The 22,348-nt window shown below is 61.0% G+C and carries 20 protein-coding genes; 10 read left to right on the top strand and 10 right to left on the bottom strand.

From position 1 onward, the window contains the following. The first annotated feature begins 491 nt into the window (after positions 1-491). Positions 492-3,506, top strand: a complete 3,015-nt coding sequence (locus P7F28_RS22600) for a ribonucleoside-diphosphate reductase subunit alpha (RefSeq protein WP_277186991.1) — start codon at positions 492-494, stop codon at positions 3,504-3,506. Between the two features lie 100 nt (positions 3,507-3,606). On the opposite strand, the gene P7F28_RS22605 is transcribed toward P7F28_RS22600, so the two are convergent. After that, positions 3,607-5,004 (bottom strand): MFS transporter, encoded by a 1,398-nt coding sequence (locus tag P7F28_RS22605; protein ID WP_277186992.1) that lies wholly within the window; start codon positions 5,002-5,004, stop codon positions 3,607-3,609. Between the two features lie 121 nt (positions 5,005-5,125). On the opposite strand from P7F28_RS22605, the gene P7F28_RS22610 reads away from it, so the two are divergent. From P7F28_RS22610 to P7F28_RS22625, 4 genes are all read left to right on the top strand, one after another. Continuing rightward, on the top strand, positions 5,126-5,338 hold the full coding sequence (locus P7F28_RS22610) for a DUF3820 family protein (RefSeq protein ID WP_277186993.1): 213 nt from the start codon (positions 5,126-5,128) through the stop codon (positions 5,336-5,338). 613 nt (positions 5,339-5,951) lie between these two features. Then, positions 5,952-7,199 carry a ribonucleotide-diphosphate reductase subunit beta gene (locus tag P7F28_RS22615; RefSeq protein ID WP_277186994.1) on the top strand — a complete coding sequence of 416 codons (1,248 nt, stop codon included), beginning with the start codon at positions 5,952-5,954 and terminating at the stop codon, positions 7,197-7,199. Between the two features lie 103 nt (positions 7,200-7,302). Beyond that, entirely contained in the window at positions 7,303-7,635 is a 333-nt protein-coding gene (locus P7F28_RS22620; RefSeq protein WP_277186995.1) for a hypothetical protein, read from the top strand. Positions 7,636-7,665: 30 nt separating this feature from the next. After that, positions 7,666-8,361: a histone H1-like DNA-binding protein gene (locus tag P7F28_RS22625; RefSeq protein WP_277186996.1), complete on the top strand. Its 696-nt coding sequence runs from the start codon at positions 7,666-7,668 to the stop codon at positions 8,359-8,361. Positions 8,362-8,616: 255 nt separating this feature from the next. On the opposite strand, the gene P7F28_RS22630 is transcribed toward P7F28_RS22625, so the two are convergent. The 9 genes from P7F28_RS22630 to P7F28_RS22670 all read right to left on the bottom strand — a co-directional run bounded on the left by P7F28_RS22630 (position 8,617) and on the right by P7F28_RS22670 (position 16,450). Continuing rightward, the gene (locus P7F28_RS22630) at positions 8,617-9,096 is read right to left on the bottom strand and encodes a hypothetical protein (protein WP_277186997.1); all 480 of its coding nucleotides are present in this window, start codon (positions 9,094-9,096) and stop codon (positions 8,617-8,619) included. 19 nt (positions 9,097-9,115) lie between these two features. Then, positions 9,116-10,054, bottom strand: a complete 939-nt coding sequence (locus P7F28_RS22635) for a carbohydrate kinase family protein (RefSeq protein WP_277186998.1) — start codon at positions 10,052-10,054, stop codon at positions 9,116-9,118. 108 nt (positions 10,055-10,162) lie between these two features. After that, on the bottom strand, positions 10,163-10,663 hold the full coding sequence (tpx, locus tag P7F28_RS22640) for a thiol peroxidase (protein WP_277186999.1): 501 nt from the start codon (positions 10,661-10,663) through the stop codon (positions 10,163-10,165). Positions 10,664-10,772: 109 nt separating this feature from the next. Beyond that, positions 10,773-11,996: a zinc-ribbon and DUF3426 domain-containing protein gene (locus P7F28_RS22645; protein ID WP_277187000.1), complete on the bottom strand. Its 1,224-nt coding sequence runs from the start codon at positions 11,994-11,996 to the stop codon at positions 10,773-10,775. Between the two features lie 46 nt (positions 11,997-12,042). Then, a complete protein-coding gene (prmA, locus tag P7F28_RS22650; protein WP_277187001.1) occupies positions 12,043-12,945 on the bottom strand; it encodes a 50S ribosomal protein L11 methyltransferase in 903 nt (300 codons plus the stop codon). Then, the gene (gene accC / locus P7F28_RS22655) at positions 12,942-14,324 is read right to left on the bottom strand and encodes an acetyl-CoA carboxylase biotin carboxylase subunit (protein ID WP_277187002.1); all 1,383 of its coding nucleotides are present in this window, start codon (positions 14,322-14,324) and stop codon (positions 12,942-12,944) included. Before accC ends, prmA begins: the two co-directional genes overlap by 4 nt. Positions 14,325-14,451: 127 nt before the next feature. Next, positions 14,452-14,937 (bottom strand): acetyl-CoA carboxylase biotin carboxyl carrier protein, encoded by a 486-nt coding sequence (accB, locus tag P7F28_RS22660; protein WP_277187003.1) that lies wholly within the window; start codon positions 14,935-14,937, stop codon positions 14,452-14,454. A gap of 307 nt (positions 14,938-15,244) precedes the next feature. Beyond that, positions 15,245-15,784: a TlpA disulfide reductase family protein gene (locus P7F28_RS22665; protein ID WP_277187004.1), complete on the bottom strand. Its 540-nt coding sequence runs from the start codon at positions 15,782-15,784 to the stop codon at positions 15,245-15,247. An 18-nt stretch (positions 15,785-15,802) separates the two neighbouring features. Next, the gene (locus P7F28_RS22670; RefSeq protein WP_277187005.1) at positions 15,803-16,450 is read right to left on the bottom strand and encodes a UDP-N-acetylmuramate--alanine ligase; all 648 of its coding nucleotides are present in this window, start codon (positions 16,448-16,450) and stop codon (positions 15,803-15,805) included. Between the two features lie 188 nt (positions 16,451-16,638). Here P7F28_RS22670 and mpl point away from each other — a divergent pair, with 188 nt between their 5' ends. The 5 genes from mpl to mtgA all read left to right on the top strand — a co-directional run bounded on the left by mpl (position 16,639) and on the right by mtgA (position 22,340). Then, positions 16,639-18,039, top strand: coding sequence for a UDP-N-acetylmuramate:L-alanyl-gamma-D-glutamyl-meso-diaminopimelate ligase (gene mpl, locus P7F28_RS22675; protein WP_277187006.1), 1,401 nt, complete (start codon positions 16,639-16,641; stop codon positions 18,037-18,039). After that, complete coding sequence (locus tag P7F28_RS22680) at positions 18,036-18,623, top strand: YqiA/YcfP family alpha/beta fold hydrolase (protein ID WP_277187007.1); 588 nt, start codon at positions 18,036-18,038, stop codon at positions 18,621-18,623. The genes mpl and P7F28_RS22680 overlap by 4 nt, the downstream gene beginning before the upstream one ends. Positions 18,624-18,686: 63 nt before the next feature. Next, positions 18,687-20,753: an RNB domain-containing ribonuclease gene (locus P7F28_RS22685; protein WP_277187008.1), complete on the top strand. Its 2,067-nt coding sequence runs from the start codon at positions 18,687-18,689 to the stop codon at positions 20,751-20,753. Further along, complete coding sequence (gene aroE, locus P7F28_RS22690; RefSeq protein WP_277187009.1) at positions 20,750-21,589, top strand: shikimate dehydrogenase; 840 nt, start codon at positions 20,750-20,752, stop codon at positions 21,587-21,589. The genes P7F28_RS22685 and aroE overlap by 4 nt, the downstream gene beginning before the upstream one ends. 1 nt (position 21,590) lies before the next feature. Continuing rightward, the gene (mtgA, locus tag P7F28_RS22695; RefSeq protein WP_277187010.1) at positions 21,591-22,340 is read left to right on the top strand and encodes a monofunctional biosynthetic peptidoglycan transglycosylase; all 750 of its coding nucleotides are present in this window, start codon (positions 21,591-21,593) and stop codon (positions 22,338-22,340) included. Positions 22,341-22,348 lie beyond the last annotated feature (8 nt).

Below are 22,348 nucleotides of genomic sequence, written 5' to 3' on the forward strand. Positions count from 1 at the left end.
TTGTCGTGATTCGGGAAAGCAAAAGTCAACCCCGCGCGGACATATCCAAAGCAAATAAACCTTTTTGCGACTGTGCGACTGTCCACTATACTTAGCGCCGACAGACGTACTTTGCACTATATCTTGTGTCATGAAGGCGGCGCCCGCTCCCACGAGCCGGCGCCGTCGGCTTTCCGGCAGTGAGCAGTCAGGCTGGCCCAGGGGCGGTGTGTGCAGCGCTTCTCGCGGCGGGGAGAGAGGCACCGGACACACCGAGCGCCAGCCGAGCAACACCGTGAAGAACGCATGCAAGTGAACGTGAATTGCGTCGACCGACACCGCGCGCCAACGCGGGCACCGCACGAGACGCCAAAACAGTGCGGGCCAACAGCGCCGCGATTCGCGTTCCGAGCCTGCTGACCTCACAGTCCGGCTTTACCGCCCGCCTTATTGGCCAATAAGTGATAAATCCGCGGACCATCCGCATCCATCGAACATTTGGAGTTTTGCACATGCAAACCACCGAGAACGCCACGACTTCCTTCGAAGGCGCATCCGCACAGCCGATGAGCGGTGCGCAGTCGCCGGGCGCACAGGCGCTCGCGCCCAACACGACGTTTGCCGACTACAAGGTCATCCGTCGCAACGGAAGCGTGGTGTCGTTCGAACCCACGAAGATCGCCATTGCTGTAACGAAGGCGTTCATCGCCGTGAATGGCGGGCAGGGCGCAGCTTCCGCGCGCGTGCGCGAGCAGGTCGAGCAACTGACGCAGGCAGTCGTGCGCGCGCTGGTGCGCAGCCGTCCGCATGGCGGCACGTTCCATATCGAAGATATTCAGGATCAGGTCGAACTCGCGCTGATGCGCGGCGGCGAGCACAACGTCGCACGTGCTTACGTGCTGTATCGCGAGAAGCGCACGCAGCAGCGTTCGCAAGAGCGCGCAGCAGGTCAGAGCGCGCAGTCGCATGAAGGCGGCATCATCAACGTGACGGACAACGGCGTCACGAGCCCGCTCGATATGGACGCGCTCAAGGCGCTGATCGTTTCGGCCTGCGCCAATCTGGGCGATGCCGTTTCCGCCGATCCGATCGTCGCCGAAACGGTGAAGAATCTGTACGACGGCGTGCCGATGTCGCAGGTCTACGACTCGGCCATTCTCGCCGCGCGCACGATGATCGAAAAAGATCCGGCGTACAGCCAGGTCACCGCGCGCATTCTGCTGCACACGATCCGCCGCGAAATTCTCGGCGGCGAAGTGGTGCAGGCCGAAATGGGCGAGCGCTATGCCGAATACTTCCCGCAGTTCATCAAGCGCGGCATCGAAGCCGGCCTGCTGGATGACAAGCTGCAACAGTTCGACCTCAAGCGCCTGGGCGCTGCGCTCGACGCCGGCCGCGATCTGCAATTCGGCTATCTCGGCCTGCAAACGCTGTATGACCGCTACTTCCTGCACGTCGAAGGCACGCGCATCGAATTGCCGCAGGCGTTCTTCATGCGCGTCGCGATGGGTCTGTCGCTGAACGAAATCGATCGCGAAGCGCGCGCCATCGAGTTCTACAACGTGCTGTCGTCGTTCGACTTCATGTCGTCCACGCCGACGCTGTTCAACTCGGGCACGCATCGCTCGCAATTGTCGTCGTGCTATCTGACGACGGTCGCCGACGACCTCGACGGCATCTATGAAGCGCTGAAGGAAAACGCGCTGCTGTCGAAGTTCGCAGGCGGTCTGGGCAACGACTGGACGCGCGTGCGTGCGCTCGGCTCGCACATCAAGGGCACCAACGGCAAGTCGCAAGGCGTGGTGCCGTTCCTGAAGGTGGTGAACGACACCGCCGTCGCCGTGAATCAGGGCGGCAAGCGCAAGGGCGCGGTGTGCGCGTACCTGGAGTCGTGGCACCTGGACATCGAAGAATTCCTCGAACTGCGCAAGAACACCGGCGATGACCGTCGCCGTACGCACGACATGAACACGGCGAACTGGATTCCCGATCTGTTCATGAAGCGCGTGATGGAAGGCGGCGACTGGACGCTGTTCTCGCCGTCCACCTGCCCGGATCTGCACGATCTGTTCGGTGCGGACTTCGAAAAGGCGTACACAGCTTACGAAGAGAAAGCCGCGCGCGGCGAGATCAAGCTGTTCAAGAAGGTGCCGGCCGCGCAACTGTGGCGCAAGATGCTGGGCATGCTGTTCGAAACCGGGCATCCGTGGATCACGTTCAAGGACCCGTGCAACATCCGTTCGCCGCAGCAGCACGTCGGCGTGGTGCATTCGTCGAATCTGTGCACGGAAATCACGCTGAATACGAGCGACACGGAAATCGCCGTGTGTAACCTCGGTTCGGTGAACTTGCTGGCGCACATGGTCAAGCAGTCGGACGGTTCGTACACGCTGGATCAGGCCAAGCTCAAGCGCACCATCAGCGTGGCGATGCGCATGCTGGACAACGTGATCGACATCAACTACTACGCGGTCGCCAAGGCGCGTAACTCGAACCTGAAGCATCGTCCGGTCGGTATGGGCATCATGGGCTTCCAGGACTGCCTGCACCTGCTGCGCACGCCGTACGCGTCGCCGGAAGCAGTCGAGTTCGCGGATCGTTCGATGGAAGCGGTGTGCTACTACGCCTACTACGCATCGACGGAGCTGGCGGAAGAGCGCGGCCGTTACGCGACGTATCGCGGCTCGCTGTGGGATCGCGGCATCCTCCCGCAGGATTCGCTGAAGCTGCTGGCCGAAGCACGCGGCGGTTACGTCGAAGTGGACACTTCGGAGTCGATGGACTGGCCCGCGCTGCGTTCGCGTATTTCGACCTACGGTATGCGCAACTCGAACTGCGTGGCGATTGCACCGACCGCGACGATCTCGAACATCATCGGCGTGTCGGCGTGTATCGAACCGACGTTCCAGAATCTGTACGTGAAGTCGAATCTGTCGGGCGAATTCACGGTCGTCAACGACTTCCTCGTGCGTGATCTGAAGGCGCGCGGTCTGTGGGACGAAGTGATGGTGTCGGATCTGAAGTACTTCGACGGCACGCTGTCGCGCATCGACCGTATTCCGGCCGATCTGCGTGCGATCTACGCCACCGCGTTCGAAGTCGATCCGAAGTGGCTGGTGGAAGCGGCATCGCGCCGTCAGAAGTGGATTGATCAGGCGCAGTCGCTGAACATCTACATGGCGGGCGCATCGGGCAAGAAGCTGGACGAGGTCTACAAGCTCGCGTGGATTCGTGGTCTGAAGACGACCTACTATCTCCGTACGATGGCCGCCACGCACGTCGAGAAGTCCACGGTGGCGCACGGCGCGCTGAATGCAGTGCCGTCGTCGAATGAAGGTGGTTCGGCTGCGCAGGGCGGATTTGGTGGCGCTGGTGGCGGCGCATCGTCCGCTGGTGCGAAGGGTGGCTTCAATGCCGCTGCTGCTGCGCCTGCTCCGGCTGTCGAAGCCGCGCCTGAGGCCGATGGTCCCGTCTGCATGATGCGTCCGGGCGATGCGGGCTTCGACGAGTGCGAAGCGTGCCAGTAACGCTGAGTTAGTTCCGGCAGCTTAGGAACTGAAAGCCGGTATCGAGCGATTCGATACCGGCTTCTTTATTTGTGACGCTTGCGTGAACGTTGAGCTTGAATCAGCTGCGCGTGCCTTGCGAAATTTCGGAGCCTGCATCGCGTGACAGACGCGCGGTGATCGGCATCGAAAAGAAAGAGAACAGGCCGACTACGACGAAGGCGGGCCAGAAATCCGACCACCGCACACTCGCATGACCGTTCAGATACTGCGTGACTTCGAGCGTGATGCCAGCGACGGTCACGCCAAGACCGAGCGATACCTGCTGGATGAAACTCGCCAGACTGGTTGCGCGTCCCACGTCCTTCGTCTCGATCTCTGCGTAGGCAAGCGAGTTGAGCGATGTGAATTGCAGCGAAGGAAAGAAGCCGCCGAGCAACACGACGAGCCAGATCACCCACGTCGGCGTGCCGGGAAAGAACGAGCCGCACGCGGCAATGGCAATACCCGAGAAGACCGCGTTCACGAGCAAGGTCTGACGGAATCCGAACTTGCGCAACACGTTCGGCGCAACCGACTTCATGAACATTCCGCCAAACGCGGATGCGCACGTAATCGCGCCGGATTTGAACGCCGACATGCCGAGTCCTTCCTGCAACGCGAGCGGCAGCAGGAACGGCACCGCGCCGAGTCCGATGCGAAACATCGAGCCGCCGAGCACGCTGGCCTGAAACGTCGGCACGCGGAAGAAGCGCAGATCGAGCAGCGGGCGTTCGCTGCGTCGCGCGTGCAGCAAGTAGAAGACGACGAGCAGCGCGCCGCACAAGCACATCGCGAACGCGATGCTCTGCGGCACCAGCTCGCCGCCGACCAGCGACAGCCCGAGCATCAGCAACACGCCGGCGCTCGCGGAGAGAAAGAAGCCGAACCAGTCGAGCGGACCGGGATGCGCCTCGCGCGTATCGGCGATGTATCGATTGGTCAGCCAGATACCGGCAATACCGATCGGAATGTTGATGAAGAAGATCAGACGCCAGTGCAGATACGTCGTGATGAAGCCGCCGAGCAACGGACCCGCGGCGGGACCGAGCATCGCGGGCACGGCGAGGTAGTTCATCGCGCGGATGAACTCCGAGCGGCGCACCGAGCGGAAGATGATGATGCGGCCGACGGGCACCATCATTGCGCCGCCTACGCCTTGAATGAAACGCGCGACGGTGAACGGCCCGAGCGAGGTGGACGCCGCGCACAACAGCGAGCCGACCACGAAGATGCCGATGGCCGTGCGGAACACGGTGCGAGCGCCGAAGCGATCCGCCACCCAGCCGCAGATGGGAATGAATACGCCGAGCCCGAGCACGTAACTCGTAACGGCGACTTTGAGGGTGACAGGATCGCGACCGAAGGCTCGCGCCATTTCGGGAATCGCAGTAACGATGACGTTGGCGTCAACGCTTTCCATGAACATCGCACACGCGACGATGAGAGGAGCAATGAAAGCTTTGGCTACAAGCGGCATGGGGAATCGCGATGGACTCTTGGCGGCAAGAGCGGCGATTATGGCACCGAAGTGGCGCGACCGACGAGCGGATACATCACGCAGCGTGTCGTGCAGAACATAGAGAAGGAGTGAACACGCGATGGACCCGCACGATCTTCAACGTCTCGTCACGCAGACGATGCCCTACGGCAAGTACAAGGATCGCGTGCTCGCGGACTTGCCTGGACACTATCTCGCGTGGTTCGCGCGTGAGGGTTTTCCAGAAGGCAAGCTCGGCAAGTTGCTTGCGCTGATGCACGAGATCGATCACAACAACCTTCGGTCGCTGCTTGATCCGCTGCGTGGGCGGTGAATGGGCGGTGAACAATAGGTAGTGTTAACGTGCTTCGATAACACAAGATATTGTGGAAATAAGAGACGCGAAATGCTAAGATCGAATCAACGAATCGATGCAGCAGCAGCACTTCAAAGCATCGCTCCAACGTGCTTGCAACGAAGTGAAACGCAGTCGATCACACACATCGACAGCGTTCGAAGTTGAAGCGCGATGTGCATCGGATCATATGCATCGTGAGTGTCGTTGGCAGCGATCGGCATCACGCGTGAGTGACATCACGCGAGACATCGAAGCGAACACATCGCATCACGTTCGACACATGCAGCGAGCAACTCGCAAGGTAGTAAAGGCATCAGTCGCAGAGCCTTATTTCGCAAGGCTGAAAGCGTATCGATGCAAGACGTTCGAAGCACCACGCGATGCCTTCGAACACACTCGATGAGGACCGCTTCACACATGCTTATCGACTCATCGCATCACGCTTCATGCAGCATGCGATGAGCCAAGTGTTGTATGCAGGTAGCAACGTCGAATCTAAATCGCATGAAAACGAGAATTTTCATGAGCAAACTCTTTTATCGCTCATGAAAAGATGGTACAAACCGATCTAAATTGATGGTGAGAATTTATGCTCAACTGGGATGACGAGACCACTGCCGTAACTCCCTCGAGCGCTTCGCAACAGAACGCGTTGCGTCAGGCTCAAGGTATGACTTCCGGCACGACGTTCGGAACGCAAGGTGTCCTTGCTCATCAGGAAACCCATCAGACTGCTCAGGCGAACAACATCTTCTCCGATGGCTTCGTTCCCCCGGCAGCCGCAACGCCTTCTTCGAGCGCGATCGCCGCTCAAAGCGAAGCACGCGTCAACGTCGCAGACAAGCGCATCATCAACGGCAAGACCGACGTCAATCAGTTGGTGCCGTTCAAGTACAAGTGGGCGTGGGAAAAGTATCTCGCTGGCTGCGCGAATCACTGGATGCCGCAGGAAGTGAATATGTCGCGCGACATCGCGCTGTGGAAAGACCCGAACGGTTTGTCGGACGACGAGCGTCGTATTGTCAAGCGCAACCTGGGCTTCTTCGTCACGGCCGACTCGCTGGCTGCGAACAACATCGTGCTGGGCACGTACCGTCACATCACCGCTCCGGAGTGCCGCCAGTTCCTGCTGCGCCAGGCGTTCGAAGAGGCGATCCACACGCACGCGTACCAGTACATCGTCGAATCGCTGGGCCTGGACGAGAGCGAAATCTTCAACGCGTATCACGAAGTCGCTTCGATCCGCGCGAAAGACGAGTTCCTGATTCCGTTCATCAATACGCTGACCGATCCCGCCTTCACCACGGGCACGCTCGAAGCGGACCAGAAATTGCTGAAGTCGCTGATCGTGTTCGCCTGCATCATGGAAGGACTGTTCTTCTATGTAGGCTTCACGCAGATTCTGGCGCTGGGTCGTCAGAACAAGATGACGGGCGCGGCGGAGCAGTATCAGTACATCCTCCGCGATGAATCGATGCACTGCAATTTCGGCATCGACCTCATCAACCAGATCAAGCTCGAAGAGCCGCAACTGTGGACGGCAGACTTTAAGGCCGAAATCCGCGAACTCTTCAAGCAAGCGGTTGACCTTGAATATCGTTACGCTGAAGACACCATGCCGCGCGGGGTGCTCGGCCTGAATGCGTCGATGTTCAAGAGCTACTTGCGGTTCATCTGCAACCGGCGTTGCCAGCAGATCGGACTGGACCCGCTCTACCCGAACGAGGAAAACCCGTTCCCGTGGATGAGCGAAATGATCGACTTGAAGAAGGAACGCAACTTCTTCGAGACACGCGTGATTGAGTATCAAACCGGCGGCGCGCTCACCTGGGAATAATAAAAATCCAGGACGTGTTGCAGACGAAATCGATGGGACGGCAGGGCAGCAGCGTGATTCATACGCGCGCCCGGCCGACAAGGTTTAGGAGAACGGTCGCCTGATGCAAAGTGCGCCTACTGGCTTGAAGCGCCGATTATCGGCCCGAACAGAAGACAGGCGTTTTGCGATCCCTTCAATGGGATGGGCAAACTTCCCCCCGGAAAACGCCAGCGGCAAGCTCGCTGGCTCGATCAAGCAATGGCCGGCGCCGCGAATACGCGGTGCTGACTCAATTTGGCGCGCGGTGCCCAGGGGCACGGCGCGCCTTGCCGTATTCATTAGCGTAAGCAGGTGGGATCAGCGTACGCCGATGAATAATCCGCTTCGTAGCGTGCGCTATAGAGAAGGCGACGCGTGGGAAGCGGGTTTTGACGAAGGGTGGTGTTTGAACTGACTCTCATCTGAAAACCTGAAGGAGAAAATCATGGCAGTTGCCAAGAAAAAACCCGCCGCTAAGAAGGCTGCAGCAAAGAAGGTCGTCGCAAAGAAAGCCGCTCCGGCGAAGAAAGTCGTAGCAAAGAAGGTCGCTGTGAAGAAGGTTGCTGCAAAGAAAGTAGCAGCGAAGAAGGTTGCAGCGAAGAAGGTTGCAGCGAAGAAGGTTGCTGCTAAGAAGGTCGCGGCCAAGAAGGTTGCGGCCAAAAAGGCGCCTGCGAAGAAAGTCGCAGCGAAGAAAGTAGCGGCGAAGAAGGTTGCAGCGAAGAAGGTCGCGGCCAAGAAGGCGCCGGCGAAGAAGGCCGCAGCGAAGAAGGCTGCTGCCAAGAAGGCGCCCGCGAAGAAGGCCGCGGCGAAGAAAGCGCCTGCGAAAAAGGCTGCGGCGAAGAAGGCTGCTGCCAAGAAGGCGCCTGCGAAAAAGGCTGCTGCGAAGAAGGCTCCTGCTGCCAAATCCGCCGCTGCTGCTGCGCCTGCTGCTGCCGCACCCGCTCCCGCTGCTGCACCTGCGAAGAAGGCACCCGCGAAAAAGGCTCCGGCCAAGAAGGCTGCTGCGAAGAAGACTACGGCCGCTGCTCCTGCAACGACGGCAACGACCGTATCGGCACCCGCTCCGGCTCCGGCCGCTGCGGTCAAGACGGCGTTGAACCCGGCAGCGGCATGGCCGTTCCCGACGGGCAGCCGTCCGTAAGTCGATTCGACAGCAGTAAGCAGGACGACGGCACACACCGCTGTGCCTTGGGACCGGGTAGTCCTACCCGGCCACAACCCGCCGTTCGGGGCAACCCGTCGGCGGGTTTTTCGTTTCGTTGCGTTTTGATCGTTTTGATTCGGCGAGAGAAGCGTCTGAAACAATGCTGCAAAGAAAAAGCGCATGCCTCTTTCGAAGCATGCGCTTTGTTCTGAAGAACGGAGTGCTGACGATCGATCGAATCGATCGATGCGCTTAGTGCGTTACGCGCGTCACACCACCGCTCGACAGCAGACGAACACGCTCGCCCGCCTGGAACACTTCACCATTCGACGTCTGCGTGATCGCACGCAAGTCGCCGTTGTCGAGGCGCACGGTGATCTCAAGCCCGTTCTTCGTCGCGACGTTGTTCTCCACCGCATTGCCCGCCACCGCGCCGGCGAGACCGCCGATGATCCCCGCGATGATCGAGCCATTGCCGCCGCCGATCGCGCTCGCTGCCGCGACGCCGCCCAGCGCGCCGCCGCCCACCGCACCGAGCCCGCTCGGCTGGCCGTTGTTCGAGCTGATCTTCACGCCGCGCACGCTTTCCACGGTCGCCATGCGAACCGTTTCCTCACGCTGCGCCTGCGACGCCGTATAAACGTCGGGCGAACTGCTGTTGTAGGCGCAGCCCGTCAAAGCCACTGAGCCGACCAGTGCTGCCATCAGCACGAAACGACTAACCGTTTTCATTCTCTCTACTCCAAATCAATCACGACAGGCTGCTGCCAAATGCCTGCTGGTAACGCTCTTCAATGTCGGCGCGCGTCGGCGCGTAGGTTTGCGGCCCCTGATGTTCGATTTTCAGCGCACCCATCAGGCTCGCGAGACGCCCCGTCTTTTCCCAGCCAAGCTTGTTTTCGATGCCGTACAACAAACCGCCGCGAAACGCGTCGCCACAACCGGTCGGATCGACCACCTGCTTTGCCTGCACCACGGGAATGTCCAGCATGCCGTCTTCATGATAGATCTGCGCGCCGTGTTCCCCACGCGTGACCACGACCGCTTTCACGCGGCTCATGATGTCTTCGATCGACCATCCGGTCTTGTTGCTCAATAACTTGGCTTCGTAATCGTTGACCGCGACGTAGGTGGCGAGTTCAATCATGCGACGAAGTTCCACACCTTCGAGAATCGGCAAGCCCTGGCCCGGATCGAAGACGAAGGGCACGCCGGATTTGGCGAAGCCTTCCGCATGCTCGCGCATACCTTGTGCCCCGTCCGGCGCAACGATGCCGAGCGTGATGCCGCGCGCTTCGTCGGCGTGATTCAGGTGCGAGTCCATCATCGCGCCGGGGTGGAATGCGGTGATCTGATTATTACCGAGGTCGGTGGTGATAAAGCATTGCGCCGAATGCTGGTCGGGCAGCACGCGCACGTATTCCTTCGACAAACCGAGCGCGTCCAGACGATCGACATAGAGCTGCGCATCCGCTTCGCCGAGCGTGGCCATGATCTTCGCATCGCCGCCGAGCAACTTCAGCGCGTACGCGATATTGCCCGCGCAGCCGCCGAAATTGCGGCGCATGGTCGGCACCAGGAAGCTGATATTCAGCATATGCACCTGATCCGGCAGGATGTGGTCGCCGAAGCGCCCCTGGAAGGTCATGATGTTGTCGTAAGCGAGCGAGCCGCAGATGAGCGTGGCCAAGGCGATCGTCCTTTTATGTTCGGAATGTTGTGCGCATAAGGCGCGCGACGGCAGACCATCGCGCCTCGTATGCGCAGAGCACCGCGTTCGGCGCTCTGCAAAACGAACTTACTTCAGCGACGAAAGCGCTGCGTCGTAGTTCGGTTCCTGCTTGATTTCGGAAACCAGCTCCGAGTGCAGCACCTTGTCGTTTTCATCGAGCACGACGACTGCGCGCGCCGTCAGGCCTTTGAGCGGGCCGCTGGTCACGTCCACGCCGTAGGCTTGCGCGAAATCATGGCCACGGAACGTCGAAGCCGTCACCACGTTTTCGATACCTTCCGTCGTGCAGAAACGCTTCGCCGCGAACGGCAGATCGCCCGATACGACCACGACCACCGTGTTGTTCAGCTTCGCAGCCGATTCGTTGAATTTGCGCGTGGACGTGGCGCAGGTCGGCGTGTCGAGACTCGGCACGATATTCAGCACTTTGCGCTTGCCTGCGAAGCTCGCCAGTTTCAGATCGCCGAGATCCGCGCCGACCAGTGTGAAGTCGGGCGCTTGTTGCCCCGTGCTCGGAAAAGTGCCGCTGACGTCGATAGGGTTGCCGCCGAGGGTAACTTGACTCATGTTGCGCTCCAGAGAATAGGTCGGATGCCGACTAAATTCGCGCGCTTCCTTGTAGAGGCGCGCGTCGAAGAAGCAGGGAAGCGTTGTCGTGAACCGCAAACAATGGCGGTCACGGATAGAAGACTTGTACGCGGTAATTTGCGGCGACTGCATCGCCGGTGTCCAGCCGTACGACGACCGGTTGCGCGCTCTGCGCCGGAATGCCGATGGCGAATATCGTACCCGGTCGGGCGTAATCCTGCGGCCACAGCACGCGGCGCAGCGCGACATTGTTCTTGTCGTCGAGCAGCGTGAGTTCGAGCGCCGGATACGCCAGCGCCACGTCCAGCCGATTGCGCAGCGACAACTTCAGTTCGAGCTTGTGCGGACCATCGACCTGACGCAGACCGGAGCTTTCGATCTGAAGTCCGTCGATATCGCGCGGCGGCGAGATGGTGCAGCCGAGTTCATCGCAGACTCCGGCGTAGATGGAATGCGAGCCGGGAATCAGCACCATCACTTCTTCGCGTTCCCACCACGCGAGTTGCACGATCAGCAACAGCGCCAGAAAAACCGCGAACACGATACCCGCGATCCGCCATCCGCGACGCGGACCGGCGGCGCTCGCCGGACGCGGTTCGCGCGTGACCGGAAATGCTTCGTTGGCGCTGGCGGCGTGCGTGACGCCGGGCGCTTTAGAGCCGAACGCGGGTTCGTCGTCGTTGCGCCAATCGGGAGCGGGCGCAGGGGCGGGGGCCGGAGCCGAACGTTCTTCGCGCACCGGTCCGATAAACGGTTCCGCACGATCATCGACCGGAGCGACGAAAGGCGAGGGAGCAGGAGCGGGCGCAGGCGGCTCGACTGGCGCAGGCGTACCGACGCGCACGAATTGCTTCACGCGCTCATCCGGCGGCGTTCGGGTTTCACCGGCATACACCGTGCGATCGCTGTCTTCATCGAGCGAAGGCGATGCGGGGACGGGCGGCGGCGGAGCCGGCTCCGAAGCGCGGCCCGCGAGCGACGCACCGACATCGAGCGTGCGCGGCGCGGCAACAGTGGGACGAGGAGCGGGTGCTTGAACAGGTGCAGGCGCAGGCGCGGGTGCAGGAACTGGCGCGGGCGTAGGAACAGGCGCAGGAGAAGACGGCCCGATCGCCACTTCATCATCGACGATAGCGGCATGCTGCGCTTCACTCGCCGCAGCGTGTTCCTCGGGCAATTCGAAACGATGATGCGCGGCGTCGAATACTTCCTGGCAATGTCCGCACCGCACGCGGCCGTCGTGCGGCGCGAGCAGATGCGGGTCCAGCTTGAAGACGGTTTCGCAGTGTGGGCAGCGGGTTGCCAGCGCCATAGAAGTGCCAGTGGCCTCGCGGCCGGATGTTGACGATGGCGCTATTCTAAAGGCTTTCGCGCCGCGTTCCGGCAAGGCACACCCAGCCTTCGTGCTCACGCCAGACGCTGATATCGATCCAGCGTGCATAGACGGCAGCGACTTCATCGGCCTGGCGCGCTAGCACGCCCGAAAGCGCGATTTTTCCGCCCGGTTTCACCTTCGACGACAACATCGACGCCATCAGCTTGAGCGGATTCGCAAGGATATTGGCGACGACGATATCGAACTCGCCAGCCGGACATTCATCGGGCAAACCGTAGGTGACGTCGGCATGATTGCGCTCGCTGTTCTGACGCGCGGATTCGACCGCCTGCGGATCGATATCGATGCCGATCACCGGTTCCGCGCCGCATTTCTTCGCCAAAATCGCGAGAATGCCGGAGCCGCAGCCATAGTCGAGCAGTGAATTGCCAGACTTCACGTTCTGCTCCAGCCATTCCATGCACAAACGCGTGGTCGGATGACTGCCGGTGCCGAACGCGAGACCCGGATCGAGTTCGAGCACGAGTGCGTTGGGATCGGGCGCATCGTGCCAGGACGGCACGACCCAGATACGTTCGCCGATCGAAATGGGATCGAATTGCGCCTGCGTGAGACGCACCCAATCCTGTTCTTCGACTTCACGTACAGAGAAAGAAGGCGCAGCGCTCAGGCCAATTTCGTTCGCTGCTGCGGCGAGCAGCACCGCGGGATCGGCGTCTTCGGCCAGCAACGCCACCACGCGCGAACGATTCCACGCGCTTTTCTCGGGCACGAGACCGGGCTCGCCGAACAGCGGCTGCTCGTCGGGCGTATCGGCATCGGCATCTTCGACGGATACCGACAGCGCGCCGATGTCCAGCAGCGCATCCGACAGCGCTTCCGCGTGCTCGCGGTCCAGTTCGGCGATCAGTTCCCGGTAGCTCATGCCCAGCGCGCCTGCGTCTCTTCGGGAGCCGCGGCCTGACGCGCCGCCAGCTTGTTCTCGAGATAGTGGATGCTCGTGCCGCCTTCGACGAACTTCGCGTCGATCATCATTTCGCGATGCAACGGAATATTGGTCGAAATGCCTTCCACCACCATTTCCGACAACGCGATCCGCATGCGGTTGATCGCCTGCTCGCGCGTGGCGCCATAAGCGATCAGCTTGCCGATCATCGAGTCATAGTTCGGCGGGACGAAATAGCTGGCGTACGCGTGCGAATCCACGCGAATGCCCGGACCGCCCGGCGTGTGCCACGACGTGATGCGTCCCGGCGACGGCGTGAATTTGAACGGATCTTCTGCGTTGATCCGGCATTCGATCGCATGTCCCTTGAACTGGATATCCTTCTGGCGGATGGTCAGCTTCTCGCCAGCGGCAATACGAATCTGTTCCTGCACGATATCCACGCCCGTGATCAGCTCCGTCACCGGATGCTCGACCTGCACGCGCGTGTTCATTTCGATGAAGTAGAACTCGTTGTTCTCGTACAGGAATTCGAACGTGCCCGCGCCGAGATAGCCCATCTTCTTGCACGCATCCGCGCAACGATCGCCAATCCGTTCGATCAGTCGCCGCGCAATGCCGGGCGCAGGCGCTTCCTCGATCACTTTCTGGTGACGGCGCTGCATGGAGCAATCGCGCTCGCCGAGCCAGATGGCGTTACGGAACGAGTCCGACAGCACCTGAATCTCGATGTGACGCGGATTCTCCAGAAACTTCTCCATGTACACCTGCGGATTGCCGAAGGCACGGCCCGCTTCTTCGCGCGTCATGTTGACCGCGTTGACCAGCGCCGCTTCCGTGTGCACCACGCGCATACCGCGACCGCCGCCGCCGCCCGCCGCCTTGATAATCACCGGATAGCCGATACTGCGCGCAATCCGCACGATTTCCTTCGGATCATCCGGCAACGCGCCTTCCGAACCCGGCACGCACGGCACGCCGGTTTTGATCATCGTCTGCTTGGCGGTGACCTTATCGCCCATCAGGCGAATGGTTTCGGGACGCGGTCCGATAAACGTGAAGCCCGATTGCTCGACGCGCTCGGCAAAGTCTGCGTTTTCGGAGAGGAAACCGTAGCCGGGGTGGATGGCTTCGGCGTCGGTGACTTCGGCGGCGCTGATGAGCGCCGGCATATTCAGGTAGGAGAGATTGGAAGGAGCCGGGCCGATACACACGGCTTCGTCGGCCAATCTGACGTACTTCGCTTCCTTGTCGGCTTCGGAGTAGACGACGACTGTCTTGACGCCCAGCTCGCGGCACGCGCGCTGGATGCGAAGCGCGATTTCGCCGCGGTTCGCAATAAGGATTTTTTCAAACATAGTGGGTCGGCTCATCAACGGGCGCGCGCGAGCGGCCCTCGGGAATCGAATCGGCGGCGCGCGCGGTGGTGCGTTGCGCGCGAACCTGACGTTGGACCGTGCGCGTCCGGCGCACGGCGTGAGCGCCTTAGTCGCCGATCACGAAGAGCGGCTGGCCGTATTCGACCGCCTGACCGTTATCGACGAGGATTTCCTTCACCACGCCGGCCTTGTCCGATTCGATTTCGTTCAACAGCTTCATGGCTTCGATGATGCACAGCGTCTGGCCTTCCTTGACCGTATCGCCCACTTGCACGAACGGGTCCGCGCCCGGCGACGGCGCACGATAGAACGAGCCGACCATCGGCGAGGCCACGACGTGGCCCTGGATCGCAGCCGCCGTTGCCGACGATGCCGCCGCGCCCGCTGCGGGCGCCGCGCCTTCGGCGGCAGGCGCGAACGACTGGCCGCCCTGCATCGGCATTTGCGGTGCGAACTGCTGCGGCGCGGACATATAGACCGGCGCTGCGTTCTTGACGATGCGAACCTTGCCTTCGCCTTCCGTCACTTCCAGCTCCGAGATGCCGGATTCCGAGACGAGGTCGATCAGCGTTTTCAGTTTACGAAGGTCCATCGAAAAATCCCCTTTCAATACTTGGAGACCGGGCTGCCCGGTGCTTGACTTGGCTTATGGGTGTTCTGACTACACAACCGCGACCGCTGCCGATTGGAACGTGGTCGCTTCAGGTTGTGCGGAATTCGGCGCACTTTAGCGCCGTTTAGAGAATTTTGTCTAGTTTTACAGCGATGACGATGCTCAATCAGCGGAGCATTTTCCCGACTTGTTACCGCCAGCAGCACGAAGTTCTCACAAAATCGGCCTACGCGTGCTTATTTCGCTGCTTTCGTTGTACAAAATTTGGAGAAAGAGCAGTGAATTATTACAGGTTATCCAAAGTCTTCTTCAACTCGGGTTCGTTCACTTCGCCTAGTTTTGTCAACCGTACGACGCCCTTTGCATCGATGACAACGGTAAATGGCAGGCCGCCCGCATTGTTGCCGAAAGCTCGCGCAAGATCCGCGCCGCCGAAGCCGGTGACATAGACGGGGTAATCGACTTTGACCTTTTGCAGGAAGTCGTTGATGTTCTTTTCACTGTCCACACCCAGCCCGATGAACGTGATGCCCTTTTTCTGATAGTCGCGCTGCATGGCCGAAAGCACGGGCATTTCCTTCACGCACGGGCCGCACCACGACGCCCAGAAGTTCACGACCACCGGCTTGCCCTTGAATGCCGAAAGCGGTTCCGATGTCCCCGCCGCGCCCGGCGGCGTGGTTTTCCACAACTGATCGACCGCGTTGCCGGCCGTTTGCGTTGCGGCGACGGAATCGTTGCCCGTGAAGACGTGGCCGGCATAGAAACCGCCGATCGTCGCGGCGACGGCGACCGCCAGGCCAGCCAGAATGCGTGTGATTTTCATGAGCGTCGAGGGAAAAGGTCAGGCGCCGATTTGCAGCGCGGGCGTATCGGGATCGTCGAGCAGCGTGCGTACGATTGCCGCGTTGGCGCGCGCCAGTTTGCCGCGTCCGTCCGCGCGCACCGCGCCGCGCAGATCGTCGGCGCTGTAAAGCGCGATATGTACGCCGATCGGCTCCTCACCGCGCACGCGATGCAGAAAGCTCAGCGTTTCCACATAACCGCGTCCGGCAAAGTGCCGCGTTTCGGAAACGTCGTATTGCACGTTCGCGTTCAACAAGTAGATCGCGACTTCCTTGGGATTGTCGCAGAAGCATTGCAGGTGGATATCGGAGTGTTCGCCCGCCGTGCCGTTGAGCACCGCGCCGGTCAGATACGGATCGAAGGCTTCGAGCTTGTGCATCCAGTCGAGTGCGGTTTCGCGCATGCGGCGCAAGACGGCGGGCTGACTGTCGCTCTGGAAAATCGCCTGATATTCGCGGATTTCCTCTTCGATCTGGTCGTTATCGGGCAAAAACTCGCCGGTCACCTTGCTCTCGCCGACCACCTGCCGCGCGGCTTTGCGCTTGGCTGTTGCGTAGTCGAGGCCGTCTTCGGCAATCATCCTCGCTGCCGCGATCGCGATTTCCTCGCGAACGCGCTGCGGATCGAAATGTGATTTGCGAACCATCTCGGAATGATACTAGATAACGTCAATTGGCCCTTTTGGAGCAAGCGAACGGGCTAGGAGCAGGACGAAAGACAGCAGACAGCCTCGGTTACAATAGAACGCTTCAGGTGCCGTGGGACAAGGGTTTTCCCGCAGCGCCGTTCCAACTTTCTGCATCTCGAAAACGCCCGCGCGGCGCGACACGGTTTATGCACATCCACATCCTCGGCATCTGCGGCACCTTCATGGGCGGTCTCGCCGTGCTGGCGCGCGAGGCCGGCCACAAGGTCACCGGCTGCGATGCCGGCGTCTATCCGCCGATGAGCACGCAGCTCGAGGCACAAGGTATCGAACTGATTGAAGGTTATGGCGCGGAACAGCTTGCGCTGGAGCCTGATTTATATGTGATCGGCAATGTCGTCTCGCGCGGCAATCCGCTGATGGAAGCCATTCTCGATCGCGGTTTGCCGTATGTGTCGGGTCCGCAGTGGCTTGGCGAGCATGTGCTGAATGGCAAATGGGTGCTCGCGGTCGCGGGCACGCATGGCAAGACGACGACGAGTTCCATGCTGGCGTGGCTGCTGGAAGATTCCGGGCTGAATCCCGGCTTTCTGATCGGCGGCGTGCCGCTGAATTTCGGCATTTCGGCGCGGCTGACGGACTCGAGTTTCTTCGTGATCGAAGCCGATGAATACGACACCGCGTTCTTCGACAAGCGCTCGAAGTTCGTCCATTACCGTCCGCGCACGGCGGTGCTCAACAATCTCGAATTCGATCACGCCGATATCTTCCCCGATCTCGCCGCCATCGAAACGCAATTCCATCATCTCGTGCGCACGGTGCCGGGCGTTGGCCGTATCGTGACAAACGGGCGCGAGGATGCGCTTGAGCGCGTACTGACGCGCGGTTGCTGGTCGGGCGTCGAGCGCTTCGGCGTGGAAGGCGGCTGGCAGGCATTGCCGGCAACCGAAGGCGCAACCGTCGATGAACAATTCGCCGTGTATTGGGAAGGCGAGCGGCAAGGCGTCGTGGAATGGCAGGTTCAGGGCGAGCACAATCGGATGAACGCGCTGGCGGCGATCGCAGCGGCGCGATCGGTTGGCGTGCCGGTGGCGCAGGCGGTCAAATCGCTCTCGGCGTTCCGCAATGTGAAGCGGCGCATGGAAGTGAAGGGCAGTATCGATGGCGTCACCGTCTACGATGACTTCGCGCATCACCCGACCGCCATCGATACGACGGTTGCCGGATTGCGTACGCGCATCGGCGGGACATCGCGCATTCTGGCGGTGCTGGAACCGCGCTCGAACACCATGAAGCTCGGCACGATGAAAGCGCAGTTGCCCGCCAGTCTCGCCGCCGCCGATCTCGTTTTCGGCTACGGCGCGCGCGAAGGCCGCGACAAACTCGGCTGGGATCTCGCCGAAGCGCTGTCTCCGCTCGGCGACAAAGCGCAGGCCTTCAACGAAATCGATCCGCTGGTCAAAGCCGTCACCGCCGCCGCGCGTCCCGGCGATCACGTGCTCGTGATGAGCAACGGCGGCTTCGGCGGCGTGCATCAAAAGCTGCTCGATGCGCTATCGGCGCGAACGACACCGAAAGGAACCGCGTGATCCTCTACCTGCACGGCTTTCGCTCATCTCCCCAATCGTTCAAGGCGCGCGTGATGAATGCGCGCCTCGCCGAACTCGGCCGATTGAGCGAATGGCAGTGTCCGGTATTGCCGGTGTCGCCGTACGAGTCGATCGAACTGGCGGAACGGATCGCGGCGAGCGCGCGTGACGATCAAATCACGGTCGTCGGCAGTTCGCTTGGCGGTTTCTACGCCACGTATCTCGCAGAAAAGCACGGCTGGCGCGCGGTATTGCTGAATCCCGCCGTGGTGCCGCAGAACGATCTGAGTCATTACCTGGGCGAACAGCCGCTGTGGCACGGCGGCGGCAGCATCACCGTTTTGCCGCGTCATCTGGATGAATTGCGCGCGCTTTCCGTCGATGCCATCACGCAGCCCGAGCGCTACTTTCTGATCGCCGCCACCGGCGACGAAGTGCTCGATTACCGCACGATGCTCGCCCATTATCCAGGCGTCCGCACGACGCTGATTCAGGGCGGCGATCACGCCATCAGCGACTTTCCGAAGTATCTGGACGACGTGCTCGCGTTCTGCGGACGCGAACCGACGCCAGCCGCCGCATAAATCAGAACTTCCACGCCGGCGCGTTCGATATCGCGCCGGCTCACCGTCTTACGAGAGTATTGAGTGAACGTTTTCTTCGAGGAATCGGGTAGTTTCAAGGCCGGATCGGTGCTGTCGAAACAGGGCGATGCGTTTCAGGTCGAACTGCCGGGCGGCCGCCGCGCGAAAGTGCGCGCCAAGGATGTGCTGATCGAATTCGAGAAACCGGCGGCAAGCGAACTGATGCAGGAAGCCGACGCCATCGCGCAGGAAATCGATCTCGATTTTCTGTGGGAATGCGCGCCCGAAGACGAATTCCCGTTCGCCTCGCTCGGCGCGGATTATTTCGGTGACAAGTTCGGTCCGACCGAACGCGCCGCGCTCGTGTTGCGCATGCACGGCGCGCCGGTGTATTTCCGTCGCAAGGGGCGCGGGCAGTATCAGCGCGCGCCGCAAGAGCAGTTGCAAATGGCGCTCGCCGGTCTGGAACGCAAGCGTCAGCAGGCGCTGGTTCAGGCGGGTTACGAGGAAGAACTGAAGGCCGGGAAATTGCCCGACGCGCTGAAGGGCAAGGCGATCGGTTTGCTGACGAAGCCGGACAAGAATTCGATCGAATACAAGGCGCTCGAAGCGGCGGCCATCGCGCGCGGCATGTCGCAGGCGCGGCTGATGTTGGAGTGCGGCGGCATCGCGTCGGCGCGGGCGCTGCATGAGGCGAAATTCCTGTCGGAGTTTTTCCCGCACGGCATCGGTTTTCCGTCGGTGCAGCCGAGCGTGCTGCCGGAAGATTTGCCGGAAGCGAACGTCCAGGCGTTTTCCATCGACGACGTCACCACCACCGAAATCGACGATGCCTTCTCCGTCGAACATTTAGCCGATGGCCGCGTGCGCGTGGGTATCCACATTGCGGCGCCGGCGCTCGGTATCGAACGCGGCGATTCGATCGATTCGATCGCGCGTGGACGTCTCTCGACGGTCTACATGCCCGGCGACAAGATCACCATGCTGCCCGACAACGTCGTCGATGTCTTCACGCTCGCGGAAGGCGGGCTGCGTCCGGCGCTGTCGCTGTACATCATCGTGAATCGGGAGACGCAGGAGATTGTCGCGACGGAAACGCGTGCGGAGCGCGTGTTCATCAAGAGCAATCTGCGTCACAACCATCTCGACGAACATGTGACCGAAGAAACGCTCGCGGCGGGCAGCGGCGATTACGCGCACAAGGACGATATCGCTGTCTTGTGGCCGCTCGCGCAAGCCTTGTTCGAAAAGCGCCAGCAAGCGCGCGCGACTTACGGCCTCAAGCGTGAAGTCCAGCGCAACAACGACTTCAATTTCTATGTCGATGGCGAGCACATCACCATCACGCCGCGCCGTCGCGGATCGCCGCTCGATCTGATCGTCGCGGAGCTGGCCATTTTGGCGAACTCATCGTGGGGCGCGTTCCTCAACGATCATGGCGTGCCGGGCATTTACCGTTCGCAGCGCGGTTTCGGCGGTCCGGGACCGAAGCGCACGCGCATGCAGACCACGCCCGCGCCGCACGAAGGTTTGGGTGTCGCGCAGTACGCATGGAGCACGTCGCCGCTGCGCCGATACGTCGATCTGGTCAATCAATGGCAACTGATCGCGTGCGTGCAGCACGGCGTCACCGCGAAACTCGCCGCGCCGTTCAAGCCGAAGGACGCGGACTTGTTCGCCGTCGTGCAAGGTTTCGACGATACCTACAGCGCGTACGCCGACCATCAGCGTCGCATGGAGTATTTCTGGTGCCTGCGCTGGCTGAAGCAGGAAAACAAGAAGCAGGTTCCGGCGTCGGTGATCAAAGACGATCTCGTGCGTCTCGAAGAGATTCCGCTGATGCTGCACGTGCCCGGACTCGGCGTGCATGCACGCGGAACGCGCGTGATGCTCGAAGTCGTATCGATCGATGAACTGACGGTGGAAGCGTCGTGCCGTCTGCTGCATGTGATCGATGCGCCGTCCGCCGCCGCGCCCGCCGAAGAAGACGAAAGCGAAGAAGAAATCATCGAAGCCGACGATCTCAGCGCGGAAAGCGAAGCGGAAGCGCAGGCGGAAGCATCGACGGAAGTATCGAACGAAGAATCGCAAACCGAAGCCAGCGGCAACGCGCAGGAATCCACGCAATGAAAGACCAATACGCGGTGATCGGCAATCCGATCGAGCACAGCAAATCGCCGTGGATCCACGCGAAATTCGCCGCGCAGACCGGCGAGCCGATCGAATACGGCCGCATTCTTGGACCGCTCGGCGGTTTTCTCGACGAAGCAAAACGCTTCCGCGATGCAGGCGGACGCGGCATGAACGTGACCGTGCCATTCAAACTCGATGCGCACGCTTTCGCGGATTCATTGTCGCCGCGCGCAGCCGCAGCGGGCGCGGTGAACACGCTGTCGTTCGGTCCGGACGGCGTACGCGGCGATAACACCGATGGCGTTGGCTTGGTGCGCGATATCGAAGTGAATCTGGGCGTGAGTCTGAAGGGCGCGCGCATTCTGCTGCTCGGCGCGGGCGGCGCGGCGCGCGGCGTCGTCCTGCCGATTTTCGATCGCGCTCCTGCTGCGTTGACCATCGTGAATCGCACGGCGGCAAAGGCGCTCGTACTCGTCGATCAATTCGCGGAGAACGCGTCGCAATCGAACGTGCGATTCTCGGGCGGCGGTGCGGACGCAGCGGAAGCGGGCCAATACGATGTCGTCATCAATGCAACTGCAGGCAGCCTCGATGCCGCCTTGCCCGATTGCGACGACAGCGCGTTCGGTCCCGGCACGCTCGCCTACGACATGATGTACGGCCCAAAACCGACGGTGTTCATTCAGCACGCGCAGAAGCTCGGCGCGCGCGCGGCGGACGGACTCGGCATGTTGGTCGAGCAGGCGGCGGAATCGTTCTTTATCTGGCGCGGCGTGCGTCCGGACGGCGGCGCGGTGCTGCGCGAACTGCGCGGCGCGCTCGCACAACACTGACATGACGACCGCGCCCATCGGCGGCCGAACGCCGCGTACGCGCAACGCGGCGCGCTTTGGCCCCGCGCGCTGGATTATCTACGGCGTGTCGGTGATGTTTATCGCGGCGCTGGCTACGCAGCTTTATTTCTTCGTGCAGATCGGCATCTGGACGACGGTGAATCCCGGCGAAACCGCGTTTATGCGCGCGGACGCGTGGACGCTTTCGAAGACGCATCCCGGTATTACGTTGCGACGGACTTGGGTGCCGTACGACCAGATATCGCGCAATCTGAAGCGCGCGATTATCGCGTCGGAAGATGCCAACTTCGTCAATAACAACGGTTTCGAAACTGACGCGATTCTTCAGGCCTGGGAGAAGAATAAGGCGCGCGGGAAAATGGCGTTCGGTGGATCGACTATTTCGCAGCAATTGGCGCGCAATTTGTTTTTATCGCGTGAGAAGAGTTATATCCGCAAGGCCGAGGAATTGGTGATTACGGGGATGCTCGAGTTCTGGATGGACAAGGAACGTATCTTCGAGATTTATTTGAACTCGGTGGAATGGGGTAACGGCGTGTATGGCGCGGAGGCGGCGGCGCAGTATTACTTCAAGACTTCGGCATCGAAATTGACTGCGGGGCAGAGCGCGCGCTTGGCGGTGATGTTGCCGCGTCCTAAGTATTTCGATGACCATCGAAATTCGGCGTATTTGTCGCAGCGTGCGGGAGTGATTGCGCGGCGGATGGGAGCGGCGGAGTTGCCGCAGTGAATTTAGTT

Origin of the sequence: Caballeronia sp. BR00000012568055 (genome assembly GCF_029439455.1) — a bacterium.
Classification (GTDB): domain Bacteria; phylum Pseudomonadota; class Gammaproteobacteria; order Burkholderiales; family Burkholderiaceae; genus Caballeronia.

Coding starts and splice junctions, on each gene's coding strand:
- accB (WP_277187003.1), bottom strand. CDS start 14,937: ATGGACCTTCGTAAACTGAAAACGCTGATCGACCTCGTCTCGGAATCC.
- prmA (WP_277187001.1), bottom strand. CDS start 12,945: ATGAGCTACCGGGAACTGATCGCCGAACTGGACCGCGAGCACGCGGAA.
- P7F28_RS22645 (WP_277187000.1), bottom strand. CDS start 11,996: ATGGCGCTGGCAACCCGCTGCCCACACTGCGAAACCGTCTTCAAGCTG.
- accC (WP_277187002.1), bottom strand. CDS start 14,324: ATGTTTGAAAAAATCCTTATTGCGAACCGCGGCGAAATCGCGCTTCGC.
- P7F28_RS22620 (WP_277186995.1), top strand. CDS start 7,303: ATGCAAAGTGCGCCTACTGGCTTGAAGCGCCGATTATCGGCCCGAACA.
- P7F28_RS22615 (WP_277186994.1), top strand. CDS start 5,952: ATGCTCAACTGGGATGACGAGACCACTGCCGTAACTCCCTCGAGCGCT.
- P7F28_RS22665 (WP_277187004.1), bottom strand. CDS start 15,784: ATGAAAATCACACGCATTCTGGCTGGCCTGGCGGTCGCCGTCGCCGCG.
- mtgA (WP_277187010.1), top strand. CDS start 21,591: ATGACGACCGCGCCCATCGGCGGCCGAACGCCGCGTACGCGCAACGCG.
- P7F28_RS22670 (WP_277187005.1), bottom strand. CDS start 16,450: ATGGTTCGCAAATCACATTTCGATCCGCAGCGCGTTCGCGAGGAAATC.
- P7F28_RS22605 (WP_277186992.1), bottom strand. CDS start 5,004: ATGCCGCTTGTAGCCAAAGCTTTCATTGCTCCTCTCATCGTCGCGTGT.
- P7F28_RS22600 (WP_277186991.1), top strand. CDS start 492: ATGCAAACCACCGAGAACGCCACGACTTCCTTCGAAGGCGCATCCGCA.
- mpl (WP_277187006.1), top strand. CDS start 16,639: ATGCACATCCACATCCTCGGCATCTGCGGCACCTTCATGGGCGGTCTC.
- tpx (WP_277186999.1), bottom strand. CDS start 10,663: ATGAGTCAAGTTACCCTCGGCGGCAACCCTATCGACGTCAGCGGCACT.
- P7F28_RS22610 (WP_277186993.1), top strand. CDS start 5,126: ATGGACCCGCACGATCTTCAACGTCTCGTCACGCAGACGATGCCCTAC.
- aroE (WP_277187009.1), top strand. CDS start 20,750: ATGAAAGACCAATACGCGGTGATCGGCAATCCGATCGAGCACAGCAAA.
- P7F28_RS22625 (WP_277186996.1), top strand. CDS start 7,666: ATGGCAGTTGCCAAGAAAAAACCCGCCGCTAAGAAGGCTGCAGCAAAG.
- P7F28_RS22630 (WP_277186997.1), bottom strand. CDS start 9,096: ATGAAAACGGTTAGTCGTTTCGTGCTGATGGCAGCACTGGTCGGCTCA.